This is a genomic window from Vibrio sp. KUL70, from assembly GCF_059725515.1.
Genome location: NZ_AP045834.1, coordinates 1,058,460 through 1,073,507 on the forward strand (window position 1 = coordinate 1,058,460; position 15,048 = coordinate 1,073,507).

Consider the following 15,048-nt stretch of genomic DNA (forward strand, 5'->3'; position numbering starts at 1 on the left):
CCTCTCAAATTTACGTCGTGAACCTACTTCTTGTGAGTAGTGGAGCTGCCTGCATTAGGCAGCTCTACACGTTTTGGCTTATGAGGACTTACGAACTCTTAGATACCATTCAGAGAGCAGTCTTACTTGTTTCTCGGTGTAGCCTTTTTCCATCATACGAGCGACGAAGTCATCGTGCTTCTTCTGGTCTTCAGAAGATGTTTTCGCGTTGAAAGATATAACCGGTAGTAACTCTTCGGTGTTCGAGAACATTTTCTTCTCAATCACAGTACGCAGTTTCTCGTAACTGGTCCAAACTGGGTTCTTACCATTGTTGTTCGCTTTCGCACGAAGTACGAAGTTCACAATTTCATTACGGAAGTCTTTCGGGTTACTAATACCAGCTGTTTTCTCAATTTTCTCAAGTTCAGCGTTGAGTGAAGCTCGGTCGAATAGCTGACCTGTTTCAGGATCTCGGTACTCTTGGTCTTGAATCCAGAAATCAGCGTAAGTGACGTAGCGGTCAAAGATGTTCTGGCCGTACTCAGAGTAAGATTCCAAGTATGCGGTTTGAATCTCTTTGCCAATGAACTCCACGTAGCGAGGTACTAGGTAGCCTTTCAAGAATTCTAGGTACTTCTCTGCGGTCTCTTGCGGGAATTGTTCACGCTCGATTTGTTGTTCAATGACGTAGAAAAGATGTACTGGGTTTGCCGCGACTTCGGTTTGGTCGAAGTTAAACACTCTTGAAAGAATCTTAAAGGCGAAACGAGTCGATAGACCTGACATACCTTCATCGACGCCGGCATAATCACGATACTCTTGATAGCTTTTCGCTTTTGGATCGGTATCTTTGAGCGTTTCGCCATCGTAAACACGCATTTTCGAGAATAGCGACGAGTTTTCAGGCTCTTTAAGGCGAGACAAAATACTGAATTGAGAGAGCAGCTCTAGCGTGCTCGGTGAACATGGCGCTTTTGACAGTTCACTATGCTCAAGCAGTTTCTGATAGATTTTCACCTCTTCAGATACGCGTAGGCAATAAGGAACTTTTACGATGTACACACGATCTAAGAAGGCTTCGTTATTTTTATTGTTGCGGAATGTCTGCCACTCAGATTCGTTTGAGTGTGCGAGAATCATACCGTCGAATGGCAGTGCTGATAGGCCTTCTGTACCGTTAAAGTTGCCCTCTTGGGTTGCGGTTAGTAGAGGGTGTAGCACTTTTATTGGTGCTTTAAACATCTCTACAAACTCCATCAGACCTTGGTTTGCTTTACACAGCGCACCCGAGTAGCTATAGGCATCAGGGTCATCTTGAGAGAAGTGTTCGAGTTTGCGAATATCGACTTTACCCACCAGTGACGAGATGTCTTGGTTGTTCTCATCGCCCGGCTCAGTTTTAGCAATCGCAACTTGGTCAAGGATTGAAGGGCGCACTTTTACCACTTTAAAGCGGGAAATATCGCCGCCAAACTCATGCAGACGTTTTGCTGCCCATGGAGACATGATCGAGCGTAGGTAACGTTTCTCAATACCATACTCTTGCTTAAGCACGTCACCGTCTTCGTTTACATCAAATAGGCAGAATGGGTGGTCGTTGACCGGGCTTCTCTCCCCGTCAGCACAAAGTACGTAAATTGGTACTTTTTGCATCAATGCTTTGAGCTTCTCAGCCAGAGAGGATTTGCCACCACCTACTGGGCCAAGGAGGTATAGGATCTGTTTACGCTCTTCGAGTCCTTGTGCAGCATGTTTTAGATAAGAAACAATCTGTTCGATAGCGTCTTCCATGCCGTAGAAGTCTTCAAACTCTCGATAGCGAGAGATCACTCGGTTAGAGAAAATTCGGCTGAGCTGAGGGTCTTGTGCGGTATCGATGACTTCTGGTTCACCGATCGCAAGTAACAGGCGCTCAGCAGCGTTGGCGTAAGCACTTTTATCGTCTTTACATAGCCCAAGGAACTCTTGCAGAGTCAGCTCTTCTTCCTTGGCTGCTTCATAGCGTGATTGATAGTGGTCGAAAATACTCATAGTCACATTCCCCTTGTTAACCTGTCAAAACTGACGAGCGATTGAAATTACGAACTCCCCACAACTTAAGACTAGACCCGCTTACACAATTTTGCTTAACAATTATGCATTTATTTACATTTTTGTCCGAATTGTGATGTCCGCTAATGTTGCGAACTCTAGGTTTATGCTTAAACCAATTATGTTTTATACGAAGCCTTTTTAAATAGAGTTTTTTAATTATGAGTTTTTGCTATTTGATCGATAAAAACGTGTGATATCTAGGGCGTGTTGATCTTTCGAGCTGGTTTTTGCAGCGAGTTGCTGGGTATTTATACAAGGCAGAGGCTTTGATGTGTAGCTAGCCTACATGAGAAGCCGATAACGCAGTAGAAATGACCAGCAAACGCTGCCCGAAGGGTTCGAGCTGGGCGCCCCCGCAAAAAGCGTTTTACTCTTTGTTGAGGGAGATTTGCTTAGAATGACTAGGCTACTTCTCCCTCGCCGCGATTAAAACGCTTTTGACTAGGCGTCCCCATCCGAACAAAATTTAACCACGAAAGGTCAACACGCCCTAGTATTGAAAAGGGGGTATGTATAGAGTCAAAGGGAACCCCGGCACATGCTGTGATTGCTGACGCCTTCTGGTCGAAGTACGCTTCTTGTTTGCGGGAACAGAAAGAAAAAAGGGTCGCTCACGAGCAACCCATTATAATTTTGCTTATCTATTATGCGTTGAAGATTTGAGAGAGTTCTGTCGCACATAGGTGGTATTGGCGAGGACAGTTGCGCCATGTCGTCAGCATACGGCGGTACTTATCAATCATCGGCATCTGGCTGTTGAAGTGGTGATCCGCTTTATCAAACTGCGGGTAAAGGCCTTCTGAATCAGTTAGGAAACGCACGTAATGTACGATCTGTGCTTCAGATGCGATGTCAAAACCTAGGAACTGTAGACGACGTTGGTCCACCTCTTTGCGCTCTTCATCTGCAAGCATCTTGTTTGATTCTTGCATCGCGTGGTACATCTCCATGATGTCGATAATTTCACGACACTCTGCTTCTGTTAGGCAACCAAACTCTTTGTCCAGTTCACGCATCTGTAGTTCGTAACCACGCTCTACAATCGTTTGTAGACGTTGGTATTTAGCTGAGTTCTCAGGATCCATTTGAGACATTAGGTAGTATTGATTTGATAGAATTAGACGCTGAGCATTGGTCATTTCCATGGGAGGAACCTCACTAAAAAACTAAATGTTGTAATTTGTTTGTTGAAGTAAGAGTAACAGCAATTCTACTTACCGAAACATGATCTCAACACGGATTTAATACGCTTTTTTGAAAAGATCAACAGAAGTTGTAACGAAAAATGAGAGGAGATGAATAGAAGCAATCAACCGGTGCGGGAGCAAAGCGTCGATAAAAAAGCGCCCCATTAAATGAAGCGCTGATAAAGAAATGTGCGGATTAGTATTTTACGTTTGAGTGGTACTCACTCAGTATTGATACGATCTCATCCATCGTCTCTTTGCTTGGTGGGTTCACGCCTTCTAGAGGGTATTCAATGCCTAGAGCTTCCCACTTGTGCGCGCCAAGTTTGTGGTACGGCAGTAGCTCAACCTTTTCGATGTTGTCCATGTCTTTAATGAATTCACCTAACAGGCGAGCATCTTCAGGGTTGTCTGTGTAACCAGGCACCACAACGTAACGAATCCAAGTCGTCTTGCCGATTTTATGCAGGTAGCGTGCGAAATCCAGAGTGCGTTTGTTAGAGACACCAATGAAATCTTGGTGAATTTCATCTCGCATATGTTTGAGATCGAGCATCACTAAATCTGCTGCATCGAGAACTTCATCAATCACTTCGGTGTGCTTACGGATATAGCCATTAGTGTCGAGACAAGTGTGGATACCTTCCGCTTTCGCCGCTAGGAAAAAGTCACGTACAAACTCTGGTTGAAGCATGGCTTCACCGCCTGAACATGTCACACCACCACCAGAAGCTTTCATAAAATGACGATACGATTTTGCTTCGTTGATGATCTCCTCAACGGTAACTTCTTTGCCATCATGCGTATCCCAAGTATCACGGTTATGGCAATACATACAGCGCATTAAACAGCCCTGTAGAAACACAATAAAGCGGATTCCCGGGCCGTCGACCGTACCACAAGATTCGAATGAGTGAATGCGACCAGTTGTAGACATGAGCTATTCTCGTATTAGTATTTATGTTGGTTATTTTATTACAAAAACGGTACATAAAATAGGGTCAATGCCTTGCGGACGCCTAAAAATAAAGGCAATCAACGGTGAAGTTGGTTGCCTTAATCTCTATGTTTCGCAAATGAATAATTTCGTTACTTTTTATCTAAAAGAATGCAAAGAAAGTTACACCGCCGGTTGTATAAATGGACTCTTGAGCCTCTTTGTAATCAGGCGTTTTCACGGTTAATGACAGTGCTGCACCCACATGTTGATTGTACCAAGCAACACCCGCTACTGCAGTCGCTTGAATATTCTCTAGGGTCACATCATAGATGGCTGGGTTCTCGCCATTTTCAAGCGCATATTTTTCAACACCGGATCGGTCTCCTTCAATCGTAATGTCATTGAAGCGGTAGCGACCTTCAATACCTGCATAGGTAAACCAACCTCTGTTAGAAGCCCCAATCATCCCGGGGCGGAATGGGTTTTCTGAAGTGATGGTGGCGGCACCAAAGTTTCCACCCAGGTCAGTACCCCAGCGCAGCATAAAACCTGTTGAAACATCGCTTCTAAAGTTACCTACGTTGATTTCCGATACGTTAGATACTTCGAAATCGGTGTTTGCAATAGAGCGAGCACGCATCATATTGAAGTGGCTGAGGTAACCAACACTGCCGACGAATTTATCATCAACTTGAAATTCCCAACCGTTTGGTTCGTCAGACTTGGTAATGGAATGCACGAGTTTTTGCGCTTGTTCCGAAAGTGCACTTTCACCTGTTGTACCCAGAGTGAGGTTGAATCGTTGAGCCTGTTGTGGATGAAGACTGATGTAATTAAATTCCGAATGGAGAAAACCAGCATACGGGCGATCATTAGCCAGCGGTTCTGTTACCTCAATATCCGATGGAGTGTACATCTTGTGACCGATGGTGATTTCCCATTTATCAAGCGAGCTAGCGCCCCAAGCCGAAAGGCTTAATGGTTTGGCCCAGCTGTAGGGGGTGATTCCCGATGAGGTGTAGCTTAAAAACAAGCCGTTTGTATAGTCTTGGTCAACGCCAAAAATGCCGTCGTTATCGAGAGCGAACGTAACGGTAGAACGTTCTGAGGCAATCGATGAAAAAGACAATAGAAGTAGAGGTAAACAACGGACAAGCTTCATTAAAAAGTACTCTTTGGTAACGAACCGAAATAGTACCGTAAATTGGCAATAGGTGTGGAAAAAAAGTGAAAGTAACAAAACAGTTTTTGCGCAACTTAACATTTCATTTTGTCGAGCAAGTACACGAAATATCTTGCAAATATAAAAAAGCCTCGCACATTGGCGAGGCTAATATTTTTACTGTGTTAGTCAGCTATAAGATTATAGAGATTCAGTAAATGTACGTGCGATTACGTCAGCTTGTTGCTCTGCAGTTAGAGAGTTGAAGCGAACAGCGTAACCCGATACACGGATTGTTAGCTGAGGGTATTTCTCAGGGTGCTTAACTGCGTCTTCTAGCGTATCGCGGTTAAGAACGTTTACGTTAAGGTGTTGACCACCTTCAATGCCAGCTTCGTGGTGGAAGTAACCATCCATTAGGCCTGCAAGGTTCGCTTTCTGACCTTCAACGTCTTTACCAAGAGCGTTAGGTACGATAGAGAACGTGTAAGAGATACCATCTTGTGCATCAGCAAACGGTAGTTTACCTACAGACGTTAGTGACGCTACAGCACCTTTCTCATCACGACCGTGCATTGGGTTAGCACCAGGAGCGAAAGGAGCACCAGCACGACGACCGTCTGGAGTGTTACCAGTCTTCTTACCGTATACAACGTTAGACGTGATAGTAAGCACTGACTGTGTAGGGATAGAGTTACGGTAAGTCTTAAGCTTACGGATCTTGTTCATGAACGTAGAAACGAGTTCACAAGCGATATCATCTACACGAGCGTCGTTGTTACCGTATTTAGGGTAATCGCCTTCGATTTCGAAATCGATAGCAATGCCGTCTTCGTCGCGGATTGGCTTAACTTTAGCAAACTTAATTGCAGATAGAGAGTCAGCCGCAACCGATAGACCAGCGATACCACAAGCCATAGTACGACGAACGTCACGATCGTGAAGAGCCATTAGAGACGCCTCGTAGCTGTACTTGTCGTGCATGTAGTGGATGCTGTTAAGTGCAGTCACGTACTGCTTAGCTAGCCAGTCCATGAATGTGTCTAGGCGACCCATTACGTCATCGTAGTTAAGAACTTCGTCAGTGATCTTGTCAGAAACAGGACCTACTTGAAGTTTAAGCTTCTCATCTACACCGCCGTTGATTGCGTAAAGCATTGTTTTCGCAAGGTTAGCACGAGCACCGAAGAACTGCATTTGCTTACCAACGATCATTGGAGATACACAACAAGCGATAGCGTAATCATCAGACTCTAGGTCAGGACGCATTAGGTCATCATTTTCGTACTGGATAGAAGAAGTATCGATAGATACCTTCGCACAGAAACGCTTGAAGCCGTCAGGTAGTTGCTCAGACCAAAGAACAGTGATGTTTGGCTCTGGAGAAGGACCCATTGTGTATAGCGAGTTTAGGAAACGGAAGTTAGTACGTGTTACTAGCGTACGGCCGTCCATACCCATACCACCCATAGACTCAGTAGCCCAGATTGGGTCACCAGAGAATAGCTCATCGTACTCAGGAGTACGTAGGAAACGAACCATACGTAGTTTCATTACGAAGTGGTCGATCATCTCTTGAGCTTCAACTTCAGTGATCTTGCCTGCAGCGATATCACGCTCGATGAAGATGTCTAGGAAAGTCGAAGTACGACCTAGAGACATTGCTGCACCGTTTTGAGACTTAACAGCCGCTAGGTAGCCGAAGTAAGTCCACTGGATAGCTTCTTGAGCAGTTTGAGCTGGCTCAGAAATATCGAAGCCGTATTTTGCAGCCATCTCTTTGATTTGACCTAGAGCGCGGTGTTGCTCAGAGATCTCTTCGCGAAGTTGCATTGTTTCAGCTAGGTTTTCGCCGCTTTCGAATTGCTCTTGAAGAGAAGCAAACTGAGCTTGCTTGTCTTTCATTAGGAAGTCGATACCGTATAGAGCTACACGACGGTAGTCACCGATGATACGACCACGACCGTATGCATCTGGAAGACCAGTTAGAACACCAGACTTACGACATTTTAGGATGTCAGGCGTGTAGATGTCGAAAACACCTGCGTTGTGTGTTTTACGGTATTCAGAGTAGATTTTTGAAACAGCTGGATCAAGAGTCTCACCGTATGCTTTACAAGAACCCTCAACCATGCGGATACCGCCGTTAGGGATGATAGCACGCTTAAGTGGCTTCTCAGTTTGAAGACCAACGATAGTTTCTAGGTCTTTCTCAATGTAACCAGCATCGTGAGAAGTGATGGTAGAGATAACAGAAGTATCGAATTCTACAGGTGCCTTAGTTGCGTTTTCCTGTTTGATACCTTCCATTACCGAAGCCCAAAGCTTGTTAGTTGCCTCAGTACCTTCAGAAACTAGGAAAGATTCGTCGCCTTCATACGGCGCGTAGTTCTTTTGAATGAAATCACGAACGTTTACTTCATTTTGCCACTCACCTGCAGCAAAACCTTCCCAAGCTTTAGCAAATTGCTCTGCCATGACATACCTACCTTTTTAGTAGAAAAAACACGTACTTTAACGCTGTTGAGCCAGCGCCCCTGTATAGGGTAGTACACTCTTATTAATAACAATATGTATTATCACATCGGGTTCATATGATTATATATATTGTCACTACCTTTCAAATCTTGTCTCGTCTCTATGTATTCAAGACTACGCTAAAAAAAATCTGCAAACCTTAAACTAAATCAATAAATGCTAAAAAAAGTTGAGAAAAAAGGGGTGATGACTTTCATCACCCAAACTTTTTTTGAATTTACTCTGTTTATTTGAATCTAGTTGTGATGACTAGATACGTTTGGTCAGAGTATCCAGACCAATTTATAGCCAAGCTTTAATGCCATATTGACCTTCAAGCATACCTACTGCAAGCATTGCAACAAGACAGATAACAAGAACGCTTACTGGAATAACAATCTTGTCTACAAAAGATAGACGCTTAGGACGCTCTTTGTCACCAATCAGACCGTTATTATCTAGCAGCATAGTTAGAGCCCAAGCTAGAACCGGGTTAACTACCGCCGAACCGAAGATACAGATACCCGCTGCTTGTGAATCTTTGCTGTCTTTAACCATCTGCATACCGGCTTCAAGTAGAGGAAGAGATACACCAACTAGAAGCGCAACACGCATCACTGGAGGCCATACTGCAACGTCCATTGGGAAGCCAAGAATCGCAACGATGATACATAGAGAACCAAGTAGGATTGCACCGCCCGGGATAGGACGTTTAGCGATCGCAGCTGGGATCATGTAAGTACCCCAAGATGAAGTGATGTTACCACCACCTACTGCTGTACCAACCATTTGACGAACTGAACACATTGTCATTGTGTCATCCACATCCATTAGTACTTTTTCAGATTTTTTAGGGTAGTTCAGCTCTTGGAAGATACGGTGACCTAGGAAATCTGGTGACCACATTGCTACTGCAAGGATTGCGAATGGTAGAGATGCAATGAAGTGTTCCAAGTTTGGAAGACCCAGCATCCAACCTTCTTCAGTAGAACCCCACCAGTAAACTGGGTTTAGGTTTGGAAGACCGGTTTCTGTTACGAATTTAATGTCGAAGCCCGCACCAAGTACTAGCGCAATCGCTAGACCAGTGAAAGCACAGACAGGAATCGCTAACCAACGCTTGTTCACTTTAGCAAGGAAAGCATATAAGCCGATGGTAACCGCAAGTACAACAAGTCCGATATAACCCATGCTACCAGCAGCAACCGTGTCAGACTCAAGGCCCACAGCCCACGCTTGGATCGAGTTGATCTGACTCATGGTTCCCGTTAGACCAAGGAAAATAAGTAAGCCGCCAGCAGTACCTTCGGAAGTGAGGTTAACCAGTTTAGAGCCACCTTTGAGCAGACTCAGGATTAAACCAAATACACCAATAAGGATAGCCAATGCAAGAGGGTGAGCACCTGCAAGAGCGATGGTACCGATAAGTGGGATCATTGGGCCGTGGTTACCGGCAAGGTTTGCTTTCGGGTTGAAGAAACCAGAGGCAAGAATACAGAAGAGCAGTGCTGGAATAAGCATCTCTACACGAGCAACTTCGATAGCGAAGTCTTTACCTAGGTTCACGTGATCCCAAGCTTGCGTCAGACCTTCAGCCCAAGACATCATAACCGCAGAGTACATCGCGATGATGCCGATAGTACCAGCAAGTGCCGGCACAAGGTCTTCAAGCTCAAAACGGAAGTCTCGACCAGGAAGGTTAAGGCCGAAGCGGCGAGGCTTCATGATTTGCAGCTCGTGATCTAGATAGTCGGAGCGGCTTTCGAATTCAGAAGCAGGGCGGTGTAGCTCTTGATAGCTCTTTTCTTCTACTTCAGAGTTCGCATTGTTGACAACGTCTGACATAGATTCCTCATATTTTTATTTGGTAGTAATTCTAAAAATGAATTCTATAAATGCGCAAAACTGCGTCATCTCTTTTGTTTATAACTCATTAACACAATGTTGCACGATTTTTGCGTGCCTTATGCAGCTAAGTTAAAAGAAACATCTGGCATTTTTATATGCCTTATTGTGTGTCGAGGAGTCTAACAAGCTTACCCTTTAGGGTGATTGATCTTGATCACTTTATGAGTTTATGTGAAAGAAAGCTACAAAATGACAATGCTCAATAAGTAATCTTTAAAAAAACGTGTAATTTGTTTTCACAACTTGACGTTTATCTCATCCCGTCACATTTCTATTAGAAAAACAAGTAAGCCTTTTAATGCTTGGCTTGTTTTTTGCTATATCATCCGTAGAGACTAAATTTTGGCGCGCTGTTGCCACAAACAGGACGGAAATAGATGAAAAAGACACAAATGTTGCCACTAGCGGCAATTATCTCAGGACTACTTGTTGGCTGTGGCGGCGGAGGCGGCGGCGGTGGTGGTGGTGGTGGTGGCCCCACAATAAAAAGTTATACATTTGAATTCGTGCAGATGGAAGTAAACAAGTCGACTTCAGAATGTACGAATACTAGTAGCCCAACTATTTTTAGAACCTACAGTGATGGCAACTTTGACTACGCAAAGATAGCTACAACGGTGTACGATATTCATAGTTACAATGCCAATGGCTCGTTCAATAAATCTTTGAAGGATAAATTATCTAACGGTAAGTTGACATTCACAGAAAATGACGTTGAAGACGGTGGTTTTATTACTGTAATTGATAGTGTAAGTTTCGCCGGTACTGAATTTGCTCATACGTTGTCAATTCAAAAAGAGCTTTTAGGAAACTATCTAATCAATATTGAAGCGACACAAGGTACAGCTGCGTGTTATACATCAAATCAGCTCTCGCGAGCATCTGAAGAAAAAGCGGTTATACTCGCAAGCACCAATAGTATCGCTTCATATTCGGTTGAAACTTATTGGAGTGGACAAAAACTAGGAAATTCTCTTATCAAAGAACTTAGCATTATTGATGGCAATGAGGATATTTTGGGGGCTGGGTATGATGCCAGCGGTTCAATTATCGAATACGCATCAATAAAGGGTGGTGATCTGTCGAATGATGACGGAACAACTCCGAATGCTGTGTCATTGAAAGAGCTAACTGATAGTGTGCCACTATCATGGAATTCCAATAGTTCATTGAGCTCGGAATCTGCAGTTGTCAATGCAAACGCGGCTACAGCACGGTACAAATGGCAAGCTGTAACTTCATTAGATCTTAACTTGAAATACTCTGATGATTTCACTTACTCAATATTGACGAGTGCCGACCACGATGAGGGATGGGCTATTGACAAAAATCAATATATCTCAAGCATGGGTAATGTTCTGAACGTTGATTTTGTTGATGCAGATGCGGTAATTACGAATAGTAACCCAAGGCTAGATTGTGGAATGAGTGGCTGCGAGGTTAGTAGTAACGGTGCAGTTGATTTAGATGAAGAGACAATAGTCAGAATTAATATTCCAGTGGATACTGTTGCTAAACATGCAGTATATGCAAAATCATCTTCCTCTGTTGTTGATGTAAATATCCCAGAATATGATGGTATTTCAAATAGTGCATTGCCTACCGACGGTAATACAATTGAAGTGACATATATGTCTTTGGATTCCGTTACTTCAACAGAGTTTGAGCTTTTAGCTAATGAGTATTCAAGCCCACAAAGCTCTGACAAATTCGTGGATAGAGTTTCATTACTGCTTCCTCCTACGGTAACAAGAAGTTCTATTCTCGACAAATCTGAGTTGAGTTATCAAAAAATCGAGAAAGAAATACCTGCTAGTTAATGTTGCGAACTTAACAAAAATAAAACATAAAAGCCCCGTCAATCGGGGCTTTTTTATAGCTGCTATTCATCGAATTGAGAGGAAAACGCTACTTAGTGCATAATAAATCAGAGTGAAGTGCTATTTATTCCAAAATGATAGGTTAATAATTTGTTGCATGTTGCTGCGTTGGGTGCTAGTTTGTATCGCATGAAAAGGTCGGAGTACCTTGCATTTACACAAACTTGGGAGAGAAAGCGCATGAAAGATGTACCAGCGCTGGATATAAAGGACTTACACAAAACGTTTGGTCAAAATGAAGTTTTAAAAGGAATTTCGCTTTCTGCACACAAAGGGGACGTGGTTTCAATCATCGGTTCCTCTGGCTCTGGCAAGAGTACCTTTCTTCGCTGTATCAACCTTCTAGAAACACCAACCGCCGGTGAAATTTGGGTAAACGGTGAACTTATCCAAATGAAGAACAACCGCCTTGGTGAATCCGTTCCTGCCAATGAAAAACAAGTTCAGCGAATCCGTTCTCGCTTGGCGATGGTTTTTCAAGGCTTCAATCTGTGGTCTCACTTAACAGTTCTTGAGAATGTTATTGAAGCACCTGTACACGTACTGGGTGTGCCTAAAGCACAAGCGATTGAAAACGCGGAGATGCTGCTTAAGAAAGTGGGACTGTACGAGCGTAAAGATTACTACCCTGGTCACCTTTCTGGTGGTCAACAACAGCGTGCCGCTATCGCGAGAGCACTGGCTGTTGATCCTGAAGTAATGCTGTTTGATGAACCAACATCGGCACTTGACCCTGAGCTTGTGGGTGAAGTACTGGGTGTTATGCGTGATTTGGCTGAAGAAGGTCGAACCATGCTGGTGGTGACGCACGAAATGGCGTTTGCGCGTGACGTTTCTAATCATGTGATGTTTCTGCATCAAGGTCTAGTGGAAGAGCAGGGCGATCCAGCTAAACTCTTTACTAATCCTGAGTCTGAACGCTTACAACAGTTTATCTCATCAATTTATTAACGTATTACCAGTATCGCTATCAAGGTATGAGGCGGTGCTAAGTAATGAACACAACAACCAAACTATAAACACAACATTGAAAATATCTAAATCACAGGAGTAGGGATATGAAAAAGTGGTTACTGGTAGCAGCACTTGCTGCAACTGCTGCAACTGGCGTAGCTCAAGCAAAAGAGTGGAAAACGGTTCGTTTTGGTATTGAAGGTGCTTACCCTCCATTTAGCTGGACCGAAGCTGACGGCTCTATTAAAGGCTTTGACGTGGATATGGCAAATGCACTTTGTACTGAGATGCAAGTGAAATGTAAGATCGTCGCTCAAGACTGGGATGGTATTATTCCTTCTCTACTTGCGCGTAAATATGATGCGATCATTGCGGCAATGTCTATCACTGAAGAGCGTAAGAAGAAAGTAGATTTCACTGGTAAATACGCGCAAATTCCTAACAAATTTATTGCTAAGAAAGGTGCAGGCTTAGACTTTGATAACTTAGACGGTGTGAAGATTGGTGTGCAGCGTGCAACAACGCACGATAAGTACCTAACAGATAACTACAAAGATGTTGAGATTGTACGCTATGGCTCTTTTGACGAGGCATATCTTGATCTGAACAATGGTCGTATCGCAGCAGTTCTAGGTGATGCATCAGCACTTGAAGAAGGTGTTATCAACAAAGCGGGCGGTGAAGCGTACGAGTTTGTTGGTCCATCACTCACTGATCCAAAATGGTTCGGTGATGGTATGGGTATCGCAGTTCGTAAGCAAGACAAAGACCTAACCAAGAAACTAGACGAAGCGATCATCTCGCTACGTGAAAAGGGTATCTACCAAGATATCGCAGCTAAATACTTCAACTACGACGTATACGGTCAGTAACATCCTGAGAAGACTCTAGGGAGAGAGCGCATCTCTCCCTATCTCTCCCAACTTTTTCGCTGTTCTGTTGGAATTCATTATGTTTGATTTACAAGGGTATGAAGCTTCGATACTTAATGGAGCTGTACTCACAATTCAAGTTGCGTTGCTTTCGCTATTTCTAGCTATGGTGCTGGGGATGTTAGGCGCATTAGCAAAATTAGCACCTTATCGATGGGCAAGAGCCATTGCCACACTTTACACCACCATTATTCGCGGCATTCCAGACCTCGTATTGATGATGTTGATCTTCTTTGGTGGACAGATCCTTTTAAACAACAGTTTGTATTCCATCAATGAGTGGCTCAATGAGTGGTTCACTTCTAGCGACCCGAACCATGAATGGACGTCATACCTACCTGATTATATTGATGTTAGCCCGTTTATTGCCGGTGTGCTGACCATTGGATTCATTTTTGGCGCTTATATGGCCGAAACGTTCCGCGGCGCGATCATGGCGGTTGATTCTGGAGAGATGGAAGCAGCAAAAGCTTACGGTATGAGCCCTGTTAAGGCATTTTACCGCATACTGCTTCCTCAGATGATTCGACACGCATTGCCGGGCTTTGGCAACAACTGGCTTGTACTGCTCAAAACAACCGCTCTAGTGTCGATTATTGGTCTAGAAGATATGGTACGAGTCAGCGCGCTAGCGGCAGGTTCAACGAAGATGCCATTTACTTTTTACATGGCAGTCGCACTGATTTTCTTATTCTTTACCAGTGTTTCAACCGGCTTATTAAAGCTCGTTGAACGTAAATTTAGTATTCACGCGAGGTAACTATGGACTTTTCATTGATTGTCGAAAGTTTTCCAATTTACCTGAGCGGTCTTTGGACAACGGCGTGGATGGTATTAGTCGCGCTAATTATCGGTCTTTTTGTGGCTATCCCACTGGCGATAGCGCGCAACAGCCATAACATGCTGATTAATGGGCCAGCGTGGTCATTTATCTACTTTTTCCGTGGCACGCCACTCTTGGTTCAACTGTATCTTATCTATTACGGTATGGACCAATTCTTCCCTGTAAAAGACACATTATGGGAGAACGCCTGGTTCTGTGCTTTGGTTGCATTCATTCTAAACACCTCGGCTTACACCGCAGAGATTATCCGAGGTGCGATTAATGGTTTGCCGAAAGGTGAAGTTGAAGCTGCGAAAGCGTATGGCATGAGCACATCGAAAACTTACCGCCGCATTATTTTACCAAGCGCTCTACGTCGTGCACTACCAGCATACAGTAACGAAGTCATCTTCATGCTTCATGGTTCAGCGGTTGCAGGTATTGTAACGATTATGGATCTAACCGGTGCAGCGCGTCTGGTTAACTCACGTTATTATGCACCATTTGAATCTTTCCTCACCGCAGGTCTGTTCTATATGGCGCTAACGTTTATCATCATCGCTCTATTTAAACATGCTGAGAAACGATTCTTGGCTTATCTAAGACCACTTAGTTAACGAAACGGCGCTTTTTAGCGCCGTTTCTATTTTGTTGTTCACTCGTTTTTAG

Annotated in this window: 11 protein-coding genes; 5 read left to right on the forward strand and 6 right to left on the reverse strand. The window is 43.8% G+C overall.

Annotated features, from left to right (window positions below; genetic code table 11):
- Positions 1-78: 78 nt before the first annotated feature.
- The 6 genes from AC6I7V_RS04885 to AC6I7V_RS04910 all read right to left on the reverse strand — a co-directional run bounded on the left by AC6I7V_RS04885 (position 79) and on the right by AC6I7V_RS04910 (position 9,727).
- Positions 79-2,013 carry a PrkA family serine protein kinase gene (locus AC6I7V_RS04885; RefSeq protein WP_255231036.1) on the reverse strand — a complete coding sequence of 645 codons (1,935 nt, stop codon included), beginning with the start codon at positions 2,011-2,013 and terminating at the stop codon, positions 79-81.
- A gap of 707 nt (positions 2,014-2,720) precedes the next feature.
- Entirely contained in the window at positions 2,721-3,221 is a 501-nt protein-coding gene (locus AC6I7V_RS04890; RefSeq protein WP_498011447.1) for a YfbU family protein, read from the reverse strand.
- A 238-nt stretch (positions 3,222-3,459) separates the two neighbouring features.
- On the reverse strand, positions 3,460-4,200 hold the full coding sequence (gene pflA / locus AC6I7V_RS04895; protein ID WP_255231034.1) for a pyruvate formate lyase 1-activating protein: 741 nt from the start codon (positions 4,198-4,200) through the stop codon (positions 3,460-3,462).
- A 163-nt stretch (positions 4,201-4,363) separates the two neighbouring features.
- Positions 4,364-5,365, reverse strand: a complete 1,002-nt coding sequence (locus tag AC6I7V_RS04900) for a lipid A deacylase LpxR family protein (RefSeq protein ID WP_261882850.1) — start codon at positions 5,363-5,365, stop codon at positions 4,364-4,366.
- Positions 5,366-5,566: 201 nt separating this feature from the next.
- Positions 5,567-7,843, reverse strand: coding sequence for a formate C-acetyltransferase (gene pflB / locus AC6I7V_RS04905; protein WP_255231032.1), 2,277 nt, complete (start codon positions 7,841-7,843; stop codon positions 5,567-5,569).
- A 342-nt stretch (positions 7,844-8,185) separates the two neighbouring features.
- On the reverse strand, positions 8,186-9,727 hold the full coding sequence (locus AC6I7V_RS04910; protein WP_255231031.1) for a DUF3360 family protein: 1,542 nt from the start codon (positions 9,725-9,727) through the stop codon (positions 8,186-8,188).
- Between the two features lie 440 nt (positions 9,728-10,167).
- On the opposite strand from AC6I7V_RS04910, the gene AC6I7V_RS04915 reads away from it, so the two are divergent.
- The 5 genes from AC6I7V_RS04915 (at position 10,168) to AC6I7V_RS04935 (ending at position 14,996) form a co-directional block, all read left to right on the forward strand.
- Complete coding sequence (locus AC6I7V_RS04915) at positions 10,168-11,610, forward strand: hypothetical protein (protein WP_498011448.1); 1,443 nt, start codon at positions 10,168-10,170, stop codon at positions 11,608-11,610.
- 240 nt (positions 11,611-11,850) lie between these two features.
- On the forward strand, positions 11,851-12,621 hold the full coding sequence (locus AC6I7V_RS04920) for an ABC transporter ATP-binding protein (protein WP_032549478.1): 771 nt from the start codon (positions 11,851-11,853) through the stop codon (positions 12,619-12,621).
- 107 nt (positions 12,622-12,728) lie between these two features.
- Positions 12,729-13,496: an ABC transporter substrate-binding protein gene (locus tag AC6I7V_RS04925; RefSeq protein WP_255231029.1), complete on the forward strand. Its 768-nt coding sequence runs from the start codon at positions 12,729-12,731 to the stop codon at positions 13,494-13,496.
- A 79-nt stretch (positions 13,497-13,575) separates the two neighbouring features.
- Entirely contained in the window at positions 13,576-14,316 is a 741-nt protein-coding gene (locus tag AC6I7V_RS04930; RefSeq protein WP_255231028.1) for an ABC transporter permease, read from the forward strand.
- A 2-nt stretch (positions 14,317-14,318) separates the two neighbouring features.
- Entirely contained in the window at positions 14,319-14,996 is a 678-nt protein-coding gene (locus AC6I7V_RS04935; RefSeq protein ID WP_255231027.1) for an ABC transporter permease, read from the forward strand.
- Positions 14,997-15,048 lie beyond the last annotated feature (52 nt).

Excerpts from the sequence above, each read along its gene's own strand:
- AC6I7V_RS04885 (WP_255231036.1), bottom strand. The coding sequence starts at position 2,013 with ATGAGTATTTTCGACCACTATCAATCACGCTATGAAGCAGCCAAGGAA.
- AC6I7V_RS04890 (WP_498011447.1), bottom strand. The coding sequence starts at position 3,221 with ATGGAAATGACCAATGCTCAGCGTCTAATTCTATCAAATCAATACTAC.
- pflA (WP_255231034.1), bottom strand. The coding sequence starts at position 4,200 with ATGTCTACAACTGGTCGCATTCACTCATTCGAATCTTGTGGTACGGTC.
- AC6I7V_RS04900 (WP_261882850.1), bottom strand. The coding sequence starts at position 5,365 with ATGAAGCTTGTCCGTTGTTTACCTCTACTTCTATTGTCTTTTTCATCG.
- pflB (WP_255231032.1), bottom strand. The coding sequence starts at position 7,843 with ATGGCAGAGCAATTTGCTAAAGCTTGGGAAGGTTTTGCTGCAGGTGAG.
- AC6I7V_RS04910 (WP_255231031.1), bottom strand. The coding sequence starts at position 9,727 with ATGTCAGACGTTGTCAACAATGCGAACTCTGAAGTAGAAGAAAAGAGC.
- AC6I7V_RS04915 (WP_498011448.1), top strand. The coding sequence starts at position 10,168 with ATGAAAAAGACACAAATGTTGCCACTAGCGGCAATTATCTCAGGACTA.
- AC6I7V_RS04920 (WP_032549478.1), top strand. The coding sequence starts at position 11,851 with ATGAAAGATGTACCAGCGCTGGATATAAAGGACTTACACAAAACGTTT.
- AC6I7V_RS04925 (WP_255231029.1), top strand. The coding sequence starts at position 12,729 with ATGAAAAAGTGGTTACTGGTAGCAGCACTTGCTGCAACTGCTGCAACT.
- AC6I7V_RS04930 (WP_255231028.1), top strand. The coding sequence starts at position 13,576 with ATGTTTGATTTACAAGGGTATGAAGCTTCGATACTTAATGGAGCTGTA.
- AC6I7V_RS04935 (WP_255231027.1), top strand. The coding sequence starts at position 14,319 with ATGGACTTTTCATTGATTGTCGAAAGTTTTCCAATTTACCTGAGCGGT.